This is a genomic window from Paraburkholderia panacisoli (assembly GCF_008369935.1).
Lineage (GTDB): Bacteria > Pseudomonadota > Gammaproteobacteria > Burkholderiales > Burkholderiaceae > Paraburkholderia > Paraburkholderia panacisoli.
The window spans coordinates 1-19,060 of the sequence record NZ_VTUZ01000024.1 but is presented as its reverse complement, the minus strand read 5'-3'; the positions used below and the strand labels follow the sequence as shown (position 1 = coordinate 19,060).

Genomic DNA, 19,060 nt, shown 5'->3' with positions numbered 1-19,060 from the left:
CAGAAAACGTCGTTGCGATCGTGTAGTTTTTCTACTAAGATGGCGTCGTCGGTTGAGCCGACGCCCCCCCGCGATACCTACCTGGCAAAGTGCGCGTGCACCTGCCGCCAGCGACGAAGGAGCTCCGATGGTTTCCCCGCATTCGCAATTGTTGAAGGTCACGCGGCGCGTGATCGAGCGCAGCAAGCCCACGCGCGACGCCTATCTGGCCCGCATCCATCACGCGCAGGGCAAGTTCCCGGCGCGCGGCGCGCTCTCGTGCGCGAATCTGGCCCACGGCTTCGCCGGTCTGGAAGGCAACGACAAGCTCGTCATCAAGCAGATCCGCGAGCCGAACATCGGCATCGTGTCCTCGTACAACGAGATGCTGTCGGCCCACGCGCCGTACAAAAACTACCCGGACATCATCAAGCAGGCCGCGCGTGAGAACGGCGGTGTCGCGCAAGTCGCGGGCGGCGTGCCGGCCATGTGCGACGGCATCACGCAGGGCAATGCGGGCATGGAGCTGTCGTTGTTCTCGCGCGAAGTGATCGCGATGGGCACGGCGGTCGCGCTCACGCACAACATGTTCGACGCGGCGCTGTGTCTCGGCATCTGCGACAAGATCGTGCCGGGCCTCTTGATCGGCGCGCTGCAATTCGGCCATCTGCCGACCATCTTCGTGCCGGCCGGCCCGATGGCGAGCGGCCTGTCCAACGACGACAAAGCCAAGACGCGCCAGCAGTTCGCCACCGGCCAATGCGGCCGCGACGCGCTGCTCGAAGCGGAGGCCGCCGCGTATCACAGCCACGGCACCTGCACGTTCTACGGCACCGCGAACAGCAATCAGATGCTGATGGAAGTGATGGGCCTGCATCTGCCGGGTTCGGCCTTCGTGCATCCGCATACGCCGCTGCGCGACGCGCTGACCGCGCAAGCCGCGCGCCGCGTGCTCGACCTGACGGTGGAGCGCGGCCACTACATGCCGATCGGCCACGTGGTCGACGAGAGGGCGATCGTCAACGGCATCGTCGCGCTGCTGGCGACGGGCGGCTCGACGAACCACACGCTGCATCTGGTCGCGATCGCGCGTGCGGCGGGCATTGTGATCGACTGGGACGACTTCGACGCGTTGTCGCAAGTGGTGCCGCTGCTCGCGAAGATTTATCCGAATGGCAAGGCCGACGTGAATCACTTCCACGCGGCCGGCGGCGTCGCGTTCCTCGTGCGCAACCTGCTGGAAGGCGGCTTGCTGCACGCCGACGTGAACACGGTCGCGGGCAAGGGGCTCAAGCATTACACCGAAGAGCCGAAGCTGATCGACGGCAAGCTGCAATGGGTGCCGGCCGTCGAGGCGAGCGCGGATACCGCTGTGCTGCGCGGCATCAAGGAGCCGTTCCAGCCGGACGGCGGCTTGCGTCTGATGCAGGGCAAGCTCGGCCGTGGCGTGATCAAGATTTCGGCGGTCGCGGCGCAGCATCGCACGGTGAAGGCGCCGGCGATCGTGTTCGACTCGCAGGAAGCGGTGCAGGAGGCTTTCGACAAGGGCGAACTGAAGCGCGATTTCATCGCCGTGGTGCGCTTCCAGGGCGCGCGTGCAAACGGCATGCCTGAGCTGCATCGTTTGACGCCGTTGCTCGGTGTGTTGCAGGATCAAGGTTTCCATGTCGCGCTGGTCACGGACGGCCGCATGTCGGGCGCTTCGGGCAAGGTGCCGGCGGTGATCCACCTGTCGCCGGAAGCGTTGCTGCAAGGGCCGATCGGCAAGGTGCGCACCGGCGACATGCTGGTGATCGACGCCGAAGCGGGCGTGCTCGACATCGAGATCGACGCGGCCGAATGGGCGGCGCGGCCCAACGCCGAGTCGAAGCATCAGGCGGAAAACGAAGTCGGCTTCGGCCGCGAGCTGTTCGGTGTGTTCCGCGCGGCGGCGGCGCCGGCGGAGCAGGGCGCGTCGGTGTTCGGCAAGATGGTGGGCGAGCACGCGGGTCAGGACGCAACCGCTCACGCAACGCAGCACGGCACAGCGTCCAAAGCGCATACCGACAAACACACAAGCACCACTCAAGCCAGCTAAGTGCTGCGGAAACAAGGAGTCTGACTATGACGTCGAAAACAGTAAGCGATATCGTGCGCCTCGGCCCGGTGATTCCGGTGCTCGCGTTCGACTCGGCCGAACAGGGCGAACACGTGTCGCGCGCGTTGCACGCGGGCGGCGTGAAGGTGCTGGAAATCACGCTGCGCACGGCGGCCGGCCTCGAAGCGATCGAGCGCGCGAGCCAGTTGGCCGACGACATCGTGGTCGGCGTCGGCACGATCACGAAGCCCGAGCACTGCGCGCAGGCGAAGAAAGCGGGCGCGCAGTTCGGCGTCTCGCCGGGTCTGACGAAGGACATGCACAAGGCCGCGCAGGATGCGGGCTTGCCGCTGCTGCCGGGCGTGATGACGCCCACCGACATCATCACGGCGCTGGAACTCGGCTACGAAATCGTCAAGTTTTTCCCGGCGCAGCAAGCCGGCGGCGTGCCGATGCTGCAGGCCTTCCATGGCCCGTTCCCGACGCTGAAGTTCTGCCCGACCGGCGGCATCACGGCCGAAACGGCGACGACTTTCCTGTCGTTGCCGAACGTGGTGTGCGTCGGCGGTTCGTGGCTCACGCCGAAGGCCGCGCTGGCCGCGCAGAATTGGGCCGAGGTCACGCGTCTGGCGCGTGCCGCCAGCCAGCTCGCCGCGCCCGCACACTAAGAGTAAGAGCCCGGCCACTTCAAGTCACACGATCAAGGTCCGATCAGGAGCCTCGTCGATACAGCCGCTCAGGCTGTCGCGCCGAGGCTTCTTTGTTCTTTGCTATATGCGCTACGGATTGACGCGCGCTTTCAGGAAACAAACAGTAAAATTCAGCGTCCGCGCGGTCAGCCGGGTTTTCGGCGCAGCGCAGGTCGCCGTGAGACACCGTGCGGGCCGACGTTCCGCACTCACAATCAATAACGCAAAGGAGGAGCTTCATGGAAGCTGTCCACGGCAGCATGCTGCTGGTTTACGCGGTGATCGCCATCGCCTTGCTGATCTTGCTGATCACGCGCTACAAGGTTTATCCGTTCCTCGTTCTCATCATGGTGTCGTTGCTGCTCGGCCTCGTAGCCGGCATGCCGATGGCCACCATCGTCAAATCGTTCGAAACGGGTAACGGCAACACGCTTGGGCACATCGCGGTGGTGGTCGGTCTCGGCACGATGCTCGGCAAGATGATGGCCGAATCGGGCGGCGCCGAGCGCATCGCCACCACGTTGATCCACTTCTTCGGTGAGAAGAACATCCACTGGGCAATGATGGTCGTCGCGATCATCGTCGGCTTGCCGGTGTTCTTCGAAGTCGGCTTCGTGCTGCTGATTCCGATCGCGTTCAACGTCGCGAAGCGCACCAATAAATCGCTGCTGCTGGTCGGCTTGCCGATGGTCGCGGGTCTGTCCGTCGTGCACGGGCTGCTGCCGCCGCACCCGGCCGCGATGCTCGCGGTGCAGGCGTATCACGCGGATATCGGCAGAACCATTGCCTATGGCTTGATCGTCGGTGTTCCGACTGCGATCGTCGCCGGTCCGCTGTTCGCGCTGCTCATCAGCCGCTATATCACGTTGCCGAAGGAAAACGCGCTGGCCGCGCAATTCCTGGGCAGCGCTGACGGCAACGGCAATGACGCGAAAAACGGCGCAGCAAGCAACGCGGCAAGCAAGGCGCCGAAGCGCGAATTGCCGAGCTTCGGCATCACGCTGTTCACGATCCTGCTGCCGGTGATTCTGATGCTGATCGGCAGCTGGGCCGATCTGATCTCGACGCCGAAGACGCTGCCGAACGATCTGCTGCGCTTCTTCGGCAACTCGGACGTCGCGTTGTTGACGGCCGTGCTGGTCAGCTTCTGGACCTTCGGCGCTAGCCGCGGCTTCACGCGCGAGCAGATCCAGAAGTTCTGCGGTGATTGTCTTGCGCCGATCGCGGGTATTACGCTGATCGTCGGCGCGGGCGGCGGTTTCGGCCGCGTGCTGTTGGATAGCGGCATTTCGAAGGAAATCGTCAATGTGGCGACCGCGGCGCATATGTCGCCGCTGCTGTTCGGCTGGCTCGTCGCAGCGCTGATCCGTCTTGCGACGGGTTCGGCCACGGTCGCGATGACCACCGCCTGCGGCATCGTCGCGCCGATCGCGGCGGCGAGCGGGGTGCAGGTCAAGCCGGAGTTGCTGGTGCTCGCCACCGGCTCGGGCTCGCTGATCTTCTCGCACGTGAACGACGGCGGCTTCTGGCTGATCAAGGAGTACTTCGGTATGACGGTGGGGCAGACCTTCAAGACATGGTCGCTCCTCGAGACCATCATCTCGCTGATGGGTTTGGGCTTGACCTTCGCGCTCGCGGCGGTCCTGTAAGGAGTTTCAGATGATTCTGATCGCAATGGGCGTGTCGGGCGCCGGCAAGACGAGAATTGGCGAAATGCTGGCGGAGCGCCTGCACTGCGCGTTCACCGACGGCGACGCGTTTCACAGCGCCGCCAACAAGGAGAAGATGCACCACGGCATTCCGCTCACCGACGAAGACCGTTGGCCGTGGCTGAGAACCATCCGCGCCGCGATCGAAGAAAAGCAGAAGGCGGGCGAGACGGCGGTGTTCACGTGTTCATCGCTCAAGCGCTCGTATCGCGACATCCTGCGCGCCGGCGACAAGGACGTGTGCTTCGTCTACCTGAAGGGTTCGCGTGAGGTGCTCGAAGGGCGTCTGACCACCCGCACCGGCCATTTCTTCGATCCGTCACTGCTGCAAAGCCAACTCGACACGCTCGAAGAGCCGGGCGCGGATGAAGCGATCACGGTGAGCATCGAACTGTCGCCGGAAGAGATCGTCGACGATGTGTTGAAGCAGGTCGGCGAGCGGTGAGGTTCCGCTAGCTAGCTTGCTCGGCTTGTCGTTGTCGTAGGGATGAAAAAAGAGCCGCTCCGAGGAGCGGCTCTTTTATGCCTGCCTCGCGTAACGAGGCGTGCGTGCAGGAAGCGTGACGCGGCGAATCAGGCGATGCGCTTCGCCAGTTCGACTGCCTTGCCGATGTAGGAAGCCGGTGTCATCGCGAGCAAACGGTCTTTCGCGTCTTGGGGAATCGCGAGGCCGCCGACGAAGCTTTGCAGCGCTTCACGCGTGATGCCCTTGCCGCGCGTCAGTTCCTTCAACTGCTCGTACGGGTTTTCGATGCCGTAACGGCGCATCACCGTCTGCACCGGCTCAGCCAGCACTTCCCAGCAGTTGTCCAGATCTTCGTTCAGACGCTGCGCGTTGACTTCGAGCTTGTCGAGACCTCGGATCAGCGAGTCGTATGCGAGCAGCGAGTAACCGAACGCGACGCCCATGTTGCGCAGCACCGTCGAGTCGGTCAGATCGCGCTGCCAGCGCGACACCGGCAGCTTGTCGGCCAGGTGGCGCAGCGTGGCGTTCGCGAGACCCAGGTTGCCTTCGGAGTTTTCGAAGTCGATCGGGTTGACCTTGTGCGGCATCGTCGACGAGCCGATTTCACCCGCCTTGGTGCGCTGCTTGAAGTAGCCGACCGAGATGTAGCCCCATACGTCACGGTCCAGATCCAGCAGGATCGTGTTGGCGCGCGACACGGCGTCGAACAGCTCGGCCATGTAGTCGTGCGGCTCGATCTGGATGGTGTACGGATTGAACGTGAGCTTCAGGCGCTGTTCGACCACTTCGCGCGAGAACGCTTCCCAGTCGAACTCCGGATACGCGGACAGGTGCGCATTGAAGTTGCCCACCGCGCCGTTCATCTTGCCGAGCAGTTCGACCTTCGCGACACGGTCGATCGCGCGTTCGAGGCGCGCTGCGACATTGGCGATTTCCTTACCGAGCGTGGTCGGGCTGGCCGGCTGGCCGTGCGTGCGCGACAGCATCGGCTGTTCGGCGTGCGCGTGAGCCAGCGCGACGAGGCGCTGATGCACCGAGCGCAGCGCCGGCAAGATCACGTGTTCGCGGGCGCCGGCCAGCATCAGACCGTGCGACGTGTTGTTGATGTCTTCCGACGTGCACGCGAAGTGGATGAACTCACTCGCGCGTTCGAGTTCTTCCTGACCCTTGACCGATTCCTTCAGCCAGTACTCGACTGCTTTCACGTCGTGATTCGTCACGCGTTCGATTTCCTTGATGCGCGCGGCGTCGTGCGCGGTGAAGCGCTCGGCCAGTTGCAGCAGGAATTGTTCGGACGCTTCGGAAAAACGCGGCACTTCGGCGAAGCCGGCGCGCGACAGCGCGATCAGCCAATGGATTTCGACCGTCACGCGATTGCGCATGAAAGCGGCTTCCGAGAGCCAGTCGCGCAGGGCTTCGGTTTTCGACGCGTAACGGCCGTCGAGCGGGGAGAGCGCGTTCAGCGCGAACAGGGTGTCGGGGCGGGTGTCGGACATGATGGGGACCGGGTCGAAGCGTTGAGCGCTCAGAGAGCGGATCGGGAACGGAGGGAACCGCGAATTTTACCACTGCGCGCGTGCCTGCCGACTCTGGCCTTGATTTTGCCGCGCGCGTGGCCACCGGGCGCGCAGGGCACCCGCCTGGCGGCCGCTCCGCGATCCGCAACGGCGTGAACGCGTCACGCCGCTTGCGCGCCGCTAGAATGCTGACTTCTTCCTCCCGCCCGGCAGCACACCCCGCATGGAACTGAAATGGCTCGAAGACTTCGTTTCGCTCGCGGAAACGCGCAGTTTCAGCCGCTCGGCCGAATTGCGCCACGTCACGCAACCGGCGTTTTCGCGGCGCATCCAGGCGCTCGAAGCGTGGCTCGGCACGGAACTGATCGACCGTTCGGTTTATCCGACGCGGCTCACGGCAGCTGGCCAGGTGTTCAACGAGCAGGCGCTCGCGATGCTGTCGCAGTTTCACGAGGCCCGCGCGCTGCTGCGCGGCCATACGGCGACGCCGCAGGCGACCATCGAGTTCGCGGTGCCGCATACGCTGTCGCTGACGTACTTCCCGCGCTGGCTGCAACGCATCGAAGCGCATTTGGGCCCGATCCATACGCGGCTGCGGGCGCTCAACGTGCACGACGCGGCGTTGTCGCTGGTGGAGGGCGGCTGTGATCTGATGATGGGCTATCACCATCCCAGCCACCCGGTCGCGCTCGATCCGGCACGCTACGACATGCTGACGCTCGGCAACGAGCCGATCAGCCCGTTCTCGGCGCCGGGCCGCGCGGGCCGGCCGCGTCATACGTTGCCGGGCACGGCGGAGGCGCCCACGCCGTATCTGTCCTACACGCCGAACGCGTATCTTGGACGCATGACCGAAGTGATCCTCGCCAACGCGCCGGAGCGTCTGTATCTGGATCGGCTGTATGAAACCGACATGGCCGAAGGGCTCAAGGCAATGGCGCTGGCCGGCCACGGCATCGCCTTCCTGCCGCACAGCGCGGTGGAAGACGCGGTCGCCGAAGGCAAGCTGATCCGCCTCGATCGCGCGACGCGCGGCACGCCCGAAGGCCAGCTCACGCTGAGCATGGAGATTCGCCTGTACCGCGACAAGCTCGCGGCGAAAAGCGACGATGCGCGGCAGATACTCGTGCGCCAGTTGTGGGATGTCGTGTCGGAGGAGCTAGGGCAGGACGCTGCATAAAACCTGCACCGTCACGACGCGAATTTGCAGCTTCCCGAACGTTATGCAAAAAAAACATAATCGGATAAGGAAACGGCATTGGATTTCAAAAGGGCGTTTTTCGACAATGCACGTATTCGATCAACGCCGGAGCGTTCATGTCTTCCCAGCAGCAAACCGCCCAATCCGCAGCATCGTCGCAGTCCGTTCCCTCCTACCTCAATAGCGAAGACCTCGGCCCCTGGGGCAACTACCTGCGTCAGGTCGACCGCGTCGCGCCGTACCTCGGCTCGCTGTCCCGCTGGCTCGAAACCCTGAAGCGCCCGAAGCGCATTCTGATCGTCGACGTGCCCATCGAACTCGATAACGGCACCGTCGCTCACTTCGAAGGCTATCGCGTGCAGCACAACGTGTCGCGCGGTCCGGGCAAGGGTGGCGTGCGGTATCACCAGGATGTGACGCTGTCCGAAGTGATGGCGCTGTCCGCGTGGATGTCGGTGAAGAATGCAGCGGTGAACGTGCCGTACGGCGGCGCGAAGGGCGGCATCCGCGTCGATCCGCGCACGCTGTCGCGTGGCGAACTGGAGCGCATGACGCGCCGCTACACCAGCGAAATCGGCATCATCATCGGACCGAATACCGACATCCCCGCGCCGGACGTGAACACGAACGAGCAGATCATGGCGTGGATGATGGACACGTACTCGATGAACCAGGGCCAAACGGCCACCGGCGTCGTGACCGGCAAGCCGATCACGCTCGGCGGTTCGCTGGGCCGCCGCGAGGCGACGGGCCGCGGCGTGTTCGTGGTCGGCTGCGAGGCGGCGCGCCGCATCGGCTTCGATATCGAAGGCGCGCGCATCGCCGTGCAGGGCTTCGGCAACGTCGGCGGGATTGCCGCGCGGCTGTTCCAGGAAGCGGGCGCGAAGGTGGTCGCGGTGCAGGATCACACCGGCTCGCTGTACAAATCGACCGGCATCGACGCGGGCGCGCTGCTCGAGCACGTCGCGAAGACGGGTGGCGTGGGCGGCTTCCCGGAAGCAGATGCCGTGAGCAGTGAAGAGTTCTGGACGGTCGAATCGGACATCCTGATTCCGGCCGCGCTGGAAAATCAGATCACCGAAAAGAACGCCGGAAAGATCAAGACGAAGATCATCGTGGAAGGCGCCAACGGCCCGACCACCACGGCGGCGGACGACATCCTGCACGATCGCGGCATCCTCGTGATCCCGGACGTGGTGGCCAATGCGGGTGGCGTGACGGTGTCGTACTTCGAATGGGTGCAGGACTTCTCCAGCTTCTTCTGGACCGAGGACGAGATCAACCAGCGTCTGGAGCGCGTGATGCGTGAAGCATTTGCCGCGGTGTGGCAGGTGTCGAGCGAGCAGAACGTGTCGGTGCGCACGGCGGCGTTTATCGTTGCTTGTAAGCGGATTTTGCAAGCGCGCGAAATGCGCGGTCTGTACCCCTGATTTTTGTTTGAACGGCGACTGCGCTACCCTGCGGATTCGCCGGCAATTCTTGCCTGAACGCGGTCCACAAGACCGCGTGTCGTACCCGGCGGGCGGCATCGGATCGATGTCGCCCGCCTTTGCCTATGCGCAAAAGTCCGCGGACTGGTTCCAGGCGCCGCGAGCCCTTAGCGGCGCGCGCGCAACAGCATGGTTTATAGCCATACTTTCAGAATAATTACTTTGCTAAACTGGCGCCGGTTCTTGCCTAGGAGATCACAACATGAAGGTTAAAAAAGCTGCGCTGCTGCTCGCGACTCTCGGACTGTTCACGGTCGGCGCGCACGCGCAAGACGCGGGTACGCTGAAAAAGATCAAGGACACAGGCGTCATTTCGCTGGGTCATCGCGAATCGTCGATCCCGTTTTCGTATTACGACGACAAGCAGAACGTCATCGGCTATTCGCAAGAGTTCGCGATGAAGGTCGTCGAGGCCGTCAAGCAGAAGCTGAACATGCCTAACCTGAAGGTGAAGCTGACGCCGATCACGTCGCAAAACCGCATTCCGCTGGTGCAGAACGGCACCGTGGACATCGAATGCGGTTCCACCACGAACAACCTGGAGCGCCAGCAGCAGGCCGCGTTCTCGAACACCATCTTCGTGATCGGCACGCGCCTGATGACCAAGAAAGACTCCGGCATCAAGGACTGGCCCGACCTGAAGGGCAAGACGGTCGTCACGACTGCCGGCACCACCTCCGAGCGCCTGCTTCGCAAGATGAACCAGGACAAGAGCATGGGCATGAACATCATCAGCGCGAAGGACCACGGCGAGTCGTTCCTGACGCTGTCCACGGGCCGTGCCGCGGCGTTCATGATGGACGACGCATTGCTCGCGGGCGAACGCGCGAAGTCGAACAACCCGAACGATTACGTGATTGTCGGCGCGCCGCAATCGCGTGAAGCGTACGGCTGCATGATGCGCAAGAACGATCCGGAGTTCAAGAAGGTCGCCGACGACGCGATCGCGAAGGTCCAGACCTCGGGCGAAGCCGATCAGATCTACAAGAAGTGGTTCGAATCGCCGATTCCGCCGAAGGGCCTGAACCTGAACTTCCCGCAAAGCGACGACATGAAGGCGCTCTTCAAGAATCCGAATGACAAGGCAATCGATTAAACCTCAGTTGTTTTTTTGAAACGCTGAACGGAACGGAAGGGGCCACGCGCTTCTTCCGTTTCTTTTTGCTGGAGTCTTGGTCATGTCATATCACTGGAACTGGGGCATTCTGCTGAGTCCGGTCTCCACCGGCGAGCCGACCACCTATCTGGGCTGGTTGTTCTCGGGCCTCTGGGTGACGATTACCGTGTCGCTGTCGGCATGGGTGATCGCGCTGATCGTCGGCTCGCTTTTTGGTGTGCTGCGTACGGTGCCGAACAAATGGGCCTCGGGGATCGGCACGGTCTACGTCGCGATTTTCCGTAACATCCCGCTGATCGTGCAGTTCTTCATCTGGTATCTGGTGATACCGGAGCTGCTGCCCGCGTCGATGGGCAACTGGTTCAAGCAACTGCCGCCAGCCGCGCAGTTCTTCTCGTCGTCGATCATCTGTCTCGGGCTGTTCACTTCCGCGCGTGTGTGCGAGCAGGTGCGCTCGGGCATCAACGCGTTGCCGCGCGGCCAGCGCGCCGCGGGTCTGGCGATGGGCTTCACGCAATGGCAGACGTATCGCTACGTGCTGCTGCCGGTCGCGTACCGGATCATCGTGCCGCCGCTCACGTCCGAATTTCTGAACATCTTCAAGAACTCGGCGGTCGCGTCGACGATCGGTCTGCTTGACCTGTCCGCGCAGGCGCGCCAACTGGTCGACTACACGTCGCAGACTTATGAGTCGTTCATCGCGGTCACGGTGGCGTACATGCTGATCAACCTGGTGGTGATGCAACTGATGCGCTGGGTCGAAGCGAAAACCCGGTTGACCGGCTATATCGGAGGCAAGTGATGCATCATTTCGACTGGAGTGGTATTCCGGGCGCACTGCCTACGCTGTGGACCGGTGCCATCGTCACCTTGAAGATCACGTTGATCGCGATCGTGTTCGGCATCATCTGGGGCACCATTCTGGCGATGCTGCGGCTGTCGTCGTTCAAACCCTTCGAGTGGTTCGCGAAGGGCTACGTGACGATCTTCCGTTCGATCCCGCTGGTGATGGTGCTGCTGTGGTTCTTCCTGATCGTGCCGCAAGTGCTGCAAAACGTGCTCGGGCTGTCGCCGGATATCGACATCCGCCTCGCATCGGCAATGGTCGCTTTCTCGCTGTTCGAGGCAGCGTACTATTCGGAGATCATCCGCGCCGGCATCCAGGCGGTGCCGCGCGGGCAGGTCAACGCGGCGTTCGCGCTCGGCATGACCTACGCGCAATCGATGCGCCTGATCGTGCTGCCTCAGGCGTTCCGCGCAATGGTGCCGCTGCTGCTCACGCAGGGTATCGTGCTGTTTCAGGATACGTCGCTCGTCTATGTGATCAGCCTCGCCGACTTCTTCCGCACCGCCACGAATATTGGCGATCGTGACGGCACGAATGTCGAGATGGTACTGTTCGCGGGCGCGGTTTATTTCGTGATCTGTGTGGTCGCGTCGAGCCTTGTCAAAGGTCTTCAGAAAAAGGTCGCAAGATGATCTCTATCAAGAATGTTTCGAAGTGGTACGGTCAGTTCCAGGTGCTGACCGACTGCACGACGGAAGTCAAAAAAGGTGAAGTGGTGGTGGTGTGCGGGCCGTCGGGCTCGGGCAAGTCCACGCTGATCAAGACGGTCAACGGCCTCGAGCCGTTCCAGAAGGGCGAGATCGTCATCAACGGCCAGTCGCTGACCGACAAGAAAACGAATCTGTCGAAGCTGCGTTCGAAGGTCGGCATGGTGTTCCAGCACTTCGAGCTGTTCCCGCATCTGTCGATCGTGCAGAACCTGACGCTCGCGCAGATGAAGGTGCTCGGCCGCTCGAGCGACGAAGCCACCGCGAAAGGGCTGAAGCTGCTCGATCGCGTCGGCTTGCGCGCGCATGCGGACAAGTTTCCGGGACAGTTGTCGGGCGGTCAGCAGCAGCGCGTGGCGATTGCGCGTGCGTTGTCGATGGACCCGATCGCGATGCTGTTCGACGAGCCTACCTCGGCGCTCGATCCGGAAATGATCAACGAAGTGCTCGACGTGATGGTCGAACTCGCGCAGGAAGGCATGACCATGATGTGCGTTACGCACGAAATGGGCTTTGCGAAGAAGGTCGCGCACCGCGTGATCTTCATGGACAAGGGCTTGATCGTCGAAGACGACCGCAAGGAAGATTTCTTCGCCAATCCGAAGTCGGATCGCGCGAAGGATTTTCTGGCGAAGATCCTGCACTGAGGGTCTTGCACGGCCAGCGCTTTGGGGCTGGCGTGAACGAAAAAAGCCGCTCCCGGGAGCGGCTTTTCTGTTGGCGGGTGATCTATCCGGTCTGGTCCGCGAGCGCGGCGTGTGGCGTGATCAGGACTCGAATGCCGCGGCGTCGTCGGCCGCTTCGAGGTCGGACTCGCTGTCGGCCATGACCGTGTGCGCCGTCGACGCTGCGATCGTGGTGGCCGACGCCGACGCATCCAGCGCGGGATTGCGCAGCTTTTCGAGCACCGACGCCGGCACCGGCACGTTGATGCGGCCGATCACGTCGCCATGCTGGAACATCATCAGATCGCCCGGCTCGAATGCGGTCCAGACTTCGTTGTCGGTCAACGGCTTGGTCGCGATCACCGCGACGCGGTCTTCCGGCGTCGTGTATTTGGCGAAGTCGATCGACACGTCCGCGTCGACCAGGTGCGCGGTGGAAAACGGCCAGCGCCGCACGATGTAATGCAGATGCGTCGAGCAATGCGCGAACAGCGCCTGGCCGTTCGACATCAGGAAATTGAACACGCCGAACTGCGTGATTTCGCGCGTGAGGGTTTCGAGCGCGGCGAACAGTTCTTCGAGCGGAGGTTGCTGCGCACCCGGAAACGCCTTGCGCAAACCTTCCAGCAGCGCGCAGACAGCGAGCTCGCTGTCGGTCGTGCCGACCGGCTGATAAACGCCCGACAGTTGCGGCGCATAATCTTTCAGATCGCCGTTGTGCGCGAAGATCCAGTGACGCCCCCACAGTTCGCGCATGAACGGGTGGCAGTTTTCGAGCAGGATATGCCCTTGCGTCGCCTTGCGGATGTGAGCGATCGTGTTCTTCGATTTGATCGGGTAGCGCTTGACCATCTCGGCGATCGGCGAGGTGGCCGACGACTGATGGTCGATGAACAGGCGGCAGGCTTTATCCTCGAAGAAGGCGATGCCCCAGCCGTCGGCATGATGATCGGTGACGCCGCCGCGCGCCGCGAAGCCGGTGAACGAGAAGGTGACGTCCGTCGGCGCGGCGCAGTTCATTCCGAGAAGTTGGCACATGTTGCGGGTGAGCCTGTGAACGGGGCGAGCCGTTACAATGATGATTTTCCAAGCATATCACCGAGCCAGAAACGCCAAATAGCAAAATTGACGTGTGTTTGGGCCGCAACACGGCGGTTTGACCGGGTCGATTGGCTTTTCCCGCAGAATCTTCGTTCCCCATTCGCCATGACCGCTTCTAACGTTTCCCCCGACTCCATCACGCTCACCCGTCCCGACGACTGGCACCTGCACGTTCGCGACGGCGAGATGCTGGCCGCCGTGCTGCCGGACACCGCGCGCCAGTTCGGCCGCGCGATCATCATGCCGAACCTGAAGCCGCCGGTCACGACTACCGCGATGGCGCAGGCGTACCGCGAGCGGATCATTGCCGCGATTCCGGATGGTGCGAAATTCGAACCGCTGATGACGCTGTACCTGACCGATAACACGCCGCCCGACGAGATCCGCCGCGCGCGAGAGAGCGGCTTCGTGCATGGCGTGAAGCTGTATCCGGCGGGGGCCACGACCAATTCAGACGCGGGGGTCACCGACATCATGAAGTGCGCGAAAACGCTCGAAACGATGCAGGAATTGGGCATGCCGCTGCTGGTGCACGGCGAAGTGACGGATTCGTCGATCGATCTGTTCGACCGCGAGAAGGTGTTCATCGACCGCGTGATGACGCCGCTGCGCCGCGCGTTCCCGGCGCTGAAGGTGGTGTTCGAACACATCACGACGAAAGACGCGGTCGACTACATCCGCGAAGCCGGTGCGTCGCCTGAGCTGCTCGGCGCGACGATCACCGCGCACCATCTGCTGTACAACCGCAATGCGATCTTCCAGGGCGGCATTCGCCCGCACTACTACTGCTTGCCCGTGTTGAAGCGTGAGACGCATCGCGTGGCGCTGGTCGAGGCGGCGACGTCGGGCAATCCGCGCTTCTTCCTCGGCACCGACAGCGCGCCGCACCCGAAGGGCTTGAAGGAGCATGCGTGCGGTTGCGCGGGCTGCTACACGGCGCTGCACGCGCTCGAGCTGTACACCGAGGCATTCGACAAAGCCGGTGCGCTCGACAAGCTCGAAGGCTTCGCGAGCTTCTTCGGCGCGGATTTCTACGGCCTGCCGCGCAACGCGGAGCAAGTGACGCTGCGTCGCGAGGAATGGACGCTGCCGGCCGAATTGCCGGTCGGCGATACGCCGGTCGTGCCGCTGCGTGGCGGCGAGTCGATTGGCTGGCGCCTGGTTTGAGGCATCGGCTCGATGCAGCTGCGTGAGACGGGGCACGACGCGGCGCCAGCCGGGGCAGGAGCACTGCCGGGCTTCGCCGCGATCGACTGGTCGCAGCCATGGTTCGCGCAGTTTGCCCGGCGCGGCCTGCGCTGGCAGCAGGCCGCGCTGACGGGCTACGCGGCCTTGCTCGCCGAAATGAACGCCGACGCCGCCGAGATGCGGCTGACCACGGGCCGCGGTCAGCGCCTTGCGTTCATCGCGCAGGACGATCTGCCGGCCGGCGCGGCGTACGAGGCGCACATCGCGTCGACCGGCTGCGTGCCGACGCGCCACAATCTGCACGACTTCTTCAACGGCTCGATGTGGTTTGCGTTTCCGCGCATCAAGGCGGCGTTGAACGCGCGGCAGTCGGCGGCGATCGACGCGCTGGGCGTCGGCCCGACCCGCGGCGGCGTGCGCGATACGCTGACCTTGTTCGATGAGAACGCTTTGCTGTTCGCCTGTGCCGATCCCGCCTTGAGCATGGCGCTACGCGGCTTCGACTGGCAGACGCTGCTGGTTGCCCGGCGCGATGCGTGGGGTACGAGTTGCGAAGTGCGCTGCTTCGGCCACGCGTTGCTGGAAAAGCTGATCGCGCCGTTCAAGGCTTGCACGGGGCATGCTTGGATCGTCGATGTGCCGGCCGCGTATTTCGAATGGGACGCTGCTGCGCGCGACGCGTGGCTGGACGAATCGGTCAGCACGGCGCTGCTCGGCACCGAAGCGCTGACGAGCCGCATGTTTGCGCCGCTTCCGGTGCTAGGCATTCCGGGCTGGTGGCCCGAGAACGAATCGTCCGCGTTTTACGACGACGCATCGGTATTTCGCGCGGGGCGGCGCAGCCGCTAAAAGGGACCGCGAGGTTTTCGGCGAGACTCGCTGCCCGTATCCACTACGGCGGATCGCTCGCATCCCATTGCTGTTTCCGCTCGCCATTCGGCTATTTCAGCCGATGCGGCGGCTTGCCGGCCGCGCAGATGTTAAAATCCGCCGCAGCAAAGCAGGCCAGGCAGTCGCGGCCTCGGCGGCTTCGGCCAAAGAGGGCGAGGAAAGTCCGGACTCCACAGGGCAGGGTGATGGCTAACGGCCATCCGTGGCAACACGCGGAACAGGGCAACAGAAAGCAAACCGCCGATGGCCCGGCGCAAGCCGGGATCAGGTAAGGGTGAAACGGTGCGGTAAGAGCGCACCGCGGCTGCTGCAAGGCAGACCGGCACGGTAACCTCCACCCGGAGCAATTCCAAGTAGGCAGGCGCGCATCTTCGAGATGCAGGACGGGGCCCCCGTCTCGTCTGCGGGTAGGAAGCTTGAGCGCGTCAGTAATGGCGCGCCTAGAGGAATGGCTGCCACGCGCGTCGCGTTTTCGGACGTTGCGCGTGCACAGAATCCGGCTTATCGGCCTGCTTTGCCACCTGAACAAGAAATGCCGGCGTCCTTGCGGACGCCGGCATTTTCATTTGGTGCGCGTATTTTGGACGCCCCGTCCGGCGCCAGCATGGCGGTTGCCGCGGCGCAGCGCGCCAGGGCCAGCCATTGGCCGCTCAGTTCGCGACGATGTCGAACGAGTGCGTCAGCTCGGCGGTTTTCGCGATCATGATCGAGGCCGAGCAGTATTTGTCGTGCGACAGATTGATTGCGCGCTCCACGGTGGCCGGGTTCAGGTTCTTGCCGGTGACGGTGAAGTGGAAGTGGATCTTGGTGAACACCTTCGGATCTTCGCTGGCGCGTTCGGCCTTCAGCGTCACCGAGCAACCGGCGACTTCCTGGCGGCTCTTCTTCAGGATCATCACGACGTCGTAGGCGGTGCAGCCGCCCGTGCCGAGCAGAACCATTTCCATCGGACGCGGCGCGAGATTGCGGCCGCCGCCTTCAGGCGCGCCGTCCATCGCGACCAGATGACCGCTGCCTGTCTCGGCCGCGAATGCCATCCCGTCTTGCCCCATCCAGCTCACTTTGCATTCCATGCTGTGCTCCACCGCGCTTTGCAATATCGAGACGGCATTGTAGCCCGAGGCCTGCGGATCCGCCCGAGGCGACTTTTGACGAAAATTATGCAGGATAGCGGCTTGTGTGTTGCGGTGCGGCATGTTCAGCCGATTCGGGAATGCCCTGATGAGTTTAGGGGTTTTACTCTAGACATGCTTTGCGCCACCCCTTCGCGTTGAAGCATCGAGTGACTGATTTAAAAGGAGATTTTGGCTCATTCGATGTTTGTGGCTGACTACCGCATTGTGAAATCGAATTTCGCAATGCAAATATTCTTGCGTCGCACAAGCTGGACTCATATAATCGCTACCATCGGTTGCAGTAGTTTGCACAACCTCCGCTGTCTCCTCCACCTCCTCCTTTGGTGGATTAAACCCGAACCGCTCGTTCGGGTTTTTTTTCGCCTGTTTTCGCTCTTGCGGTTGCGTTGCTGTTGTCGAAATTAAGCTCGATTTCAGGCCGGCTGAGGGCGCGAAATGGCCCGCGTCGCATCGCTTACCTGCGGTGCGGAGTCACAAAACCGCGCACGTTTTGACTTGCAGTCGCAAATTCCTTTATAATTCAGGGCTTTTCCGCATCCGCGCCCGCGGAGGAAGAACCAGGGAGAGCCTGCACGCGCCTCGATGCGCACACTACAAGCAGGAAAAAACACATTGGGCGCAGCAATTTTTTTGGATCGATCATGAAGACGTTTTCCGCAAAAGCCCATGAGGTGACGCGCGAATGGTACGTGATTGACGCGACGGATAAGGTTCTCGGGCGTGTCGCCAGCGAAGTGGCACACCGTCTTCGCGGCAAGCACAAGCCTGAATTCACTCCCCACGTCGACACCGGTGATTTCATCATCGTTATCAACGCCGGCAAGCTGAAGGTCACGGGCAACAAGGCTACTGACAAGAAGTACTATCGCCACTCGGGTTACCCGGGCGGTATCTATGAAACGACGTTCGGCAAGATGCAGGAACGCTTCCCGGGCCGCGCGCTTGAGAAAGCGGTCAAGGGCATGCTGCCGAAGGGCCCGCTCGGCTACGCGATGATCAAGAAGCTGAAGGTCTACGCTGAAGCAACGCATCCGCATTCGGCACAACAGCCGAAAGCGCTCGAGATCTAAGGGGAGCCCACATGATCGGTAACTGGAATTACGGCACGGGCCGCCGCAAGAGCGCCGTCGCACGCGTGTTCATCAAGGCAGGCAAGGGCGACATCGTTGTGAACGGCAAGCCTATCGCCGATTACTTCTCGCGCGAAACGTCGCTGATGATCGTGCGTCAGCCGCTGGAACTCACGAACCACGGCGTCACGTTCGACATCAAGGTCAACGTGACGGGTGGCGGTGAAACGGGTCAAGCCGGTGCGGTTCGCCACGGCATCACCCGCGCGCTGATGGACTACGACGCAACGCTGAAGCCGGAACTGTCGAAGGCAGGCTTCGTCACGCGTGACGCGCGTGAAGTGGAACGTAAGAAGGTCGGTTTCCACAAGGCACGTCGCAGGAAGCAATTCTCGAAGCGTTAATCGCTTCGGGTGCGAACCGGCTCCAGGGCCGGTGCGCTGCAAAAGCCGCCAACGCTTTCGCGAAGGCGGCTTTTTTTATGACTCTGGGTTGTGGCTTTGAGTTATGGCTCCGAGGCTCGGGCTGGCGGCTGCGGATTCGTCGCCGGAGCAGTGTTTTTTTTCGTTCGCGCCGTCCGTTGGTGCCGCGGGAAGAACCCATTGATTTTGTGGGCTTCAGCACGATATTCAGATCAGCCCTACAATAGCGGCTAGAAGCTTTTTGGAGAGTTCGAATGAACGCAGTCACCGATACACCCGTGACCGAGATGCCCGCCCCCTTCGTTTTTACCGACGCAGCGGCTGACAAGGTCAAGCAACTGATCGAAGAAGAAGGCAATGCGGACCTCAAACTGCGCGTTTTCGTGCAGGGCGGCGGCTGCTCGGGCTTTCAGTACGGTTTCACATTCGACGAAGCCGTCAACGAAGACGACACCGTCATGAACAAGAGCGGCGTCCAGCTGCTGATCGACTCGATGAGCTACCAGTACCTGGTCGGCGCAGAGATCGATTACAAGGACGACATCAACGGCGCGCAGTTCGTCATCAAGAACCCGAACGCTACCACCACCTGTGGTTGCGGCTCGTCGTTCTCGGTGTGATCGGCGTCGTGCAACAGGCTGTGCAAAAAACGGGGCCTCGACCCTAATGCCGTTCAGTTAAGGTCTTTCTTCAGGAATCGAACGGTGTAGCGGAAAGGTCTGGATTTAACGGCTCGAGCGCAATTGCGCCCGGGCCGTTTTTCATTTGGAAGTTGCTTGAGCCGCTCG

Annotated in this window: 18 protein-coding genes and 1 other RNA gene; 16 read left to right on the top strand and 3 right to left on the bottom strand. The window is 62.5% G+C overall.

Annotated features, from left to right (window positions below; all coding sequences use genetic code 11):
* The first annotated feature begins 127 nt into the window (after positions 1–127).
* The 4 genes from edd to FVF58_RS29810 all read left to right on the top strand — a co-directional run bounded on the left by edd (position 128) and on the right by FVF58_RS29810 (position 4,899).
* The gene (edd, locus tag FVF58_RS29825) at positions 128–2,056 is read left to right on the top strand and encodes a phosphogluconate dehydratase (protein WP_149673370.1); all 1,929 of its coding nucleotides are present in this window, start codon (positions 128–130) and stop codon (positions 2,054–2,056) included.
* Positions 2,057–2,082: 26 nt separating this feature from the next.
* The gene (gene eda / locus FVF58_RS29820; protein WP_149673369.1) at positions 2,083–2,724 is read left to right on the top strand and encodes a bifunctional 4-hydroxy-2-oxoglutarate aldolase/2-dehydro-3-deoxy-phosphogluconate aldolase; all 642 of its coding nucleotides are present in this window, start codon (positions 2,083–2,085) and stop codon (positions 2,722–2,724) included.
* A 260-nt stretch (positions 2,725–2,984) separates the two neighbouring features.
* A complete protein-coding gene (locus tag FVF58_RS29815) occupies positions 2,985–4,394 on the top strand; it encodes a GntP family permease (RefSeq protein ID WP_149673368.1) in 1,410 nt (469 codons plus the stop codon).
* Positions 4,395–4,404: 10 nt separating this feature from the next.
* Positions 4,405–4,899 carry a gluconokinase gene (locus FVF58_RS29810; RefSeq protein ID WP_149673367.1) on the top strand — a complete coding sequence of 165 codons (495 nt, stop codon included), beginning with the start codon at positions 4,405–4,407 and terminating at the stop codon, positions 4,897–4,899.
* 128 nt (positions 4,900–5,027) lie between these two features.
* Here FVF58_RS29810 and purB read toward each other — a convergent pair whose 3' ends face one another.
* Positions 5,028–6,416, bottom strand: coding sequence for an adenylosuccinate lyase (gene purB, locus FVF58_RS29805; RefSeq protein ID WP_149673366.1), 1,389 nt, complete (start codon positions 6,414–6,416; stop codon positions 5,028–5,030).
* A 244-nt stretch (positions 6,417–6,660) separates the two neighbouring features.
* Between purB and FVF58_RS29800 the strand changes: the two genes are divergently transcribed.
* The 6 genes from FVF58_RS29800 to FVF58_RS29775 all read left to right on the top strand — a co-directional run bounded on the left by FVF58_RS29800 (position 6,661) and on the right by FVF58_RS29775 (position 12,446).
* Positions 6,661–7,617: a LysR family transcriptional regulator gene (locus FVF58_RS29800; RefSeq protein WP_149673365.1), complete on the top strand. Its 957-nt coding sequence runs from the start codon at positions 6,661–6,663 to the stop codon at positions 7,615–7,617.
* Between the two features lie 137 nt (positions 7,618–7,754).
* Positions 7,755–9,068: a Glu/Leu/Phe/Val family dehydrogenase gene (locus FVF58_RS29795; protein ID WP_149673364.1), complete on the top strand. Its 1,314-nt coding sequence runs from the start codon at positions 7,755–7,757 to the stop codon at positions 9,066–9,068.
* A gap of 262 nt (positions 9,069–9,330) precedes the next feature.
* On the top strand, positions 9,331–10,224 hold the full coding sequence (locus FVF58_RS29790) for a glutamate/aspartate ABC transporter substrate-binding protein (protein ID WP_149673363.1): 894 nt from the start codon (positions 9,331–9,333) through the stop codon (positions 10,222–10,224).
* 82 nt (positions 10,225–10,306) lie between these two features.
* The gene (locus FVF58_RS29785) at positions 10,307–11,047 is read left to right on the top strand and encodes an amino acid ABC transporter permease (RefSeq protein ID WP_149673362.1); all 741 of its coding nucleotides are present in this window, start codon (positions 10,307–10,309) and stop codon (positions 11,045–11,047) included.
* Positions 11,047–11,724: a glutamate/aspartate ABC transporter permease GltK gene (gene gltK / locus FVF58_RS29780; protein WP_149673361.1), complete on the top strand. Its 678-nt coding sequence runs from the start codon at positions 11,047–11,049 to the stop codon at positions 11,722–11,724. Before FVF58_RS29785 ends, gltK begins: the two co-directional genes overlap by 1 nt.
* Positions 11,721–12,446, top strand: a complete 726-nt coding sequence (locus FVF58_RS29775; protein WP_149673360.1) for an amino acid ABC transporter ATP-binding protein — start codon at positions 11,721–11,723, stop codon at positions 12,444–12,446. The genes gltK and FVF58_RS29775 overlap by 4 nt, the downstream gene beginning before the upstream one ends.
* Before the next feature lie 120 nt (positions 12,447–12,566).
* Here the strand turns inward: FVF58_RS29775 and FVF58_RS29770 are convergent, their stop codons facing one another.
* On the bottom strand, positions 12,567–13,502 hold the full coding sequence (locus FVF58_RS29770) for a class II glutamine amidotransferase (RefSeq protein WP_149673359.1): 936 nt from the start codon (positions 13,500–13,502) through the stop codon (positions 12,567–12,569).
* A gap of 168 nt (positions 13,503–13,670) precedes the next feature.
* Here FVF58_RS29770 and pyrC point away from each other — a divergent pair, with 168 nt between their 5' ends.
* The 3 genes from pyrC (at position 13,671) to rnpB (ending at position 16,164) form a co-directional block, all read left to right on the top strand.
* A complete protein-coding gene (gene pyrC, locus FVF58_RS29765; protein ID WP_149673358.1) occupies positions 13,671–14,732 on the top strand; it encodes a dihydroorotase in 1,062 nt (353 codons plus the stop codon).
* A gap of 12 nt (positions 14,733–14,744) precedes the next feature.
* A complete protein-coding gene (locus FVF58_RS29760) occupies positions 14,745–15,602 on the top strand; it encodes a DUF3025 domain-containing protein (protein ID WP_149673357.1) in 858 nt (285 codons plus the stop codon).
* 148 nt (positions 15,603–15,750) lie between these two features.
* Positions 15,751–16,164: RNase P RNA component class A (gene rnpB / locus FVF58_RS29755), an RNA gene on the top strand.
* 130 nt (positions 16,165–16,294) lie between these two features.
* On the opposite strand, the gene FVF58_RS29750 is transcribed toward rnpB, so the two are convergent.
* The gene (locus FVF58_RS29750; RefSeq protein WP_020069305.1) at positions 16,295–16,717 is read right to left on the bottom strand and encodes an OsmC family protein; all 423 of its coding nucleotides are present in this window, start codon (positions 16,715–16,717) and stop codon (positions 16,295–16,297) included.
* Between the two features lie 704 nt (positions 16,718–17,421).
* On the opposite strand from FVF58_RS29750, the gene rplM reads away from it, so the two are divergent.
* The 3 genes from rplM (at position 17,422) to erpA (ending at position 18,892) form a co-directional block, all read left to right on the top strand.
* Entirely contained in the window at positions 17,422–17,850 is a 429-nt protein-coding gene (gene rplM, locus FVF58_RS29745; RefSeq protein WP_020069304.1) for a 50S ribosomal protein L13, read from the top strand.
* Between the two features lie 11 nt (positions 17,851–17,861).
* Positions 17,862–18,254 (top strand): 30S ribosomal protein S9, encoded by a 393-nt coding sequence (gene rpsI, locus FVF58_RS29740; RefSeq protein ID WP_011489810.1) that lies wholly within the window; start codon positions 17,862–17,864, stop codon positions 18,252–18,254.
* 272 nt (positions 18,255–18,526) lie between these two features.
* Positions 18,527–18,892 (top strand): iron-sulfur cluster insertion protein ErpA, encoded by a 366-nt coding sequence (gene erpA / locus FVF58_RS29735; protein ID WP_007180424.1) that lies wholly within the window; start codon positions 18,527–18,529, stop codon positions 18,890–18,892.
* The last annotated feature ends 168 nt before the right edge of the window (positions 18,893–19,060 follow it).

What these genes read in the sequence shown, in the direction of transcription:
- edd (WP_149673370.1), top strand. Translation starts at nt 128, where the DNA reads ATGGTTTCCCCGCATTCGCAATTGTTGAAGGTCACGCGGCGCGTGATC.
- eda (WP_149673369.1), top strand. Translation starts at nt 2,083, where the DNA reads ATGACGTCGAAAACAGTAAGCGATATCGTGCGCCTCGGCCCGGTGATT.
- FVF58_RS29815 (WP_149673368.1), top strand. Translation starts at nt 2,985, where the DNA reads ATGGAAGCTGTCCACGGCAGCATGCTGCTGGTTTACGCGGTGATCGCC.
- FVF58_RS29810 (WP_149673367.1), top strand. Translation starts at nt 4,405, where the DNA reads ATGATTCTGATCGCAATGGGCGTGTCGGGCGCCGGCAAGACGAGAATT.
- purB (WP_149673366.1), bottom strand. Translation starts at nt 6,416, where the DNA reads ATGTCCGACACCCGCCCCGACACCCTGTTCGCGCTGAACGCGCTCTCC.
- FVF58_RS29800 (WP_149673365.1), top strand. Translation starts at nt 6,661, where the DNA reads ATGGAACTGAAATGGCTCGAAGACTTCGTTTCGCTCGCGGAAACGCGC.
- FVF58_RS29795 (WP_149673364.1), top strand. Translation starts at nt 7,755, where the DNA reads ATGTCTTCCCAGCAGCAAACCGCCCAATCCGCAGCATCGTCGCAGTCC.
- FVF58_RS29790 (WP_149673363.1), top strand. Translation starts at nt 9,331, where the DNA reads ATGAAGGTTAAAAAAGCTGCGCTGCTGCTCGCGACTCTCGGACTGTTC.
- FVF58_RS29785 (WP_149673362.1), top strand. Translation starts at nt 10,307, where the DNA reads ATGTCATATCACTGGAACTGGGGCATTCTGCTGAGTCCGGTCTCCACC.
- gltK (WP_149673361.1), top strand. Translation starts at nt 11,047, where the DNA reads ATGCATCATTTCGACTGGAGTGGTATTCCGGGCGCACTGCCTACGCTG.
- FVF58_RS29775 (WP_149673360.1), top strand. Translation starts at nt 11,721, where the DNA reads ATGATCTCTATCAAGAATGTTTCGAAGTGGTACGGTCAGTTCCAGGTG.
- FVF58_RS29770 (WP_149673359.1), bottom strand. Translation starts at nt 13,502, where the DNA reads ATGTGCCAACTTCTCGGAATGAACTGCGCCGCGCCGACGGACGTCACC.
- pyrC (WP_149673358.1), top strand. Translation starts at nt 13,671, where the DNA reads ATGACCGCTTCTAACGTTTCCCCCGACTCCATCACGCTCACCCGTCCC.
- FVF58_RS29760 (WP_149673357.1), top strand. Translation starts at nt 14,745, where the DNA reads ATGCAGCTGCGTGAGACGGGGCACGACGCGGCGCCAGCCGGGGCAGGA.
- FVF58_RS29750 (WP_020069305.1), bottom strand. Translation starts at nt 16,717, where the DNA reads ATGGAATGCAAAGTGAGCTGGATGGGGCAAGACGGGATGGCATTCGCG.
- rplM (WP_020069304.1), top strand. Translation starts at nt 17,422, where the DNA reads ATGAAGACGTTTTCCGCAAAAGCCCATGAGGTGACGCGCGAATGGTAC.
- rpsI (WP_011489810.1), top strand. Translation starts at nt 17,862, where the DNA reads ATGATCGGTAACTGGAATTACGGCACGGGCCGCCGCAAGAGCGCCGTC.
- erpA (WP_007180424.1), top strand. Translation starts at nt 18,527, where the DNA reads ATGAACGCAGTCACCGATACACCCGTGACCGAGATGCCCGCCCCCTTC.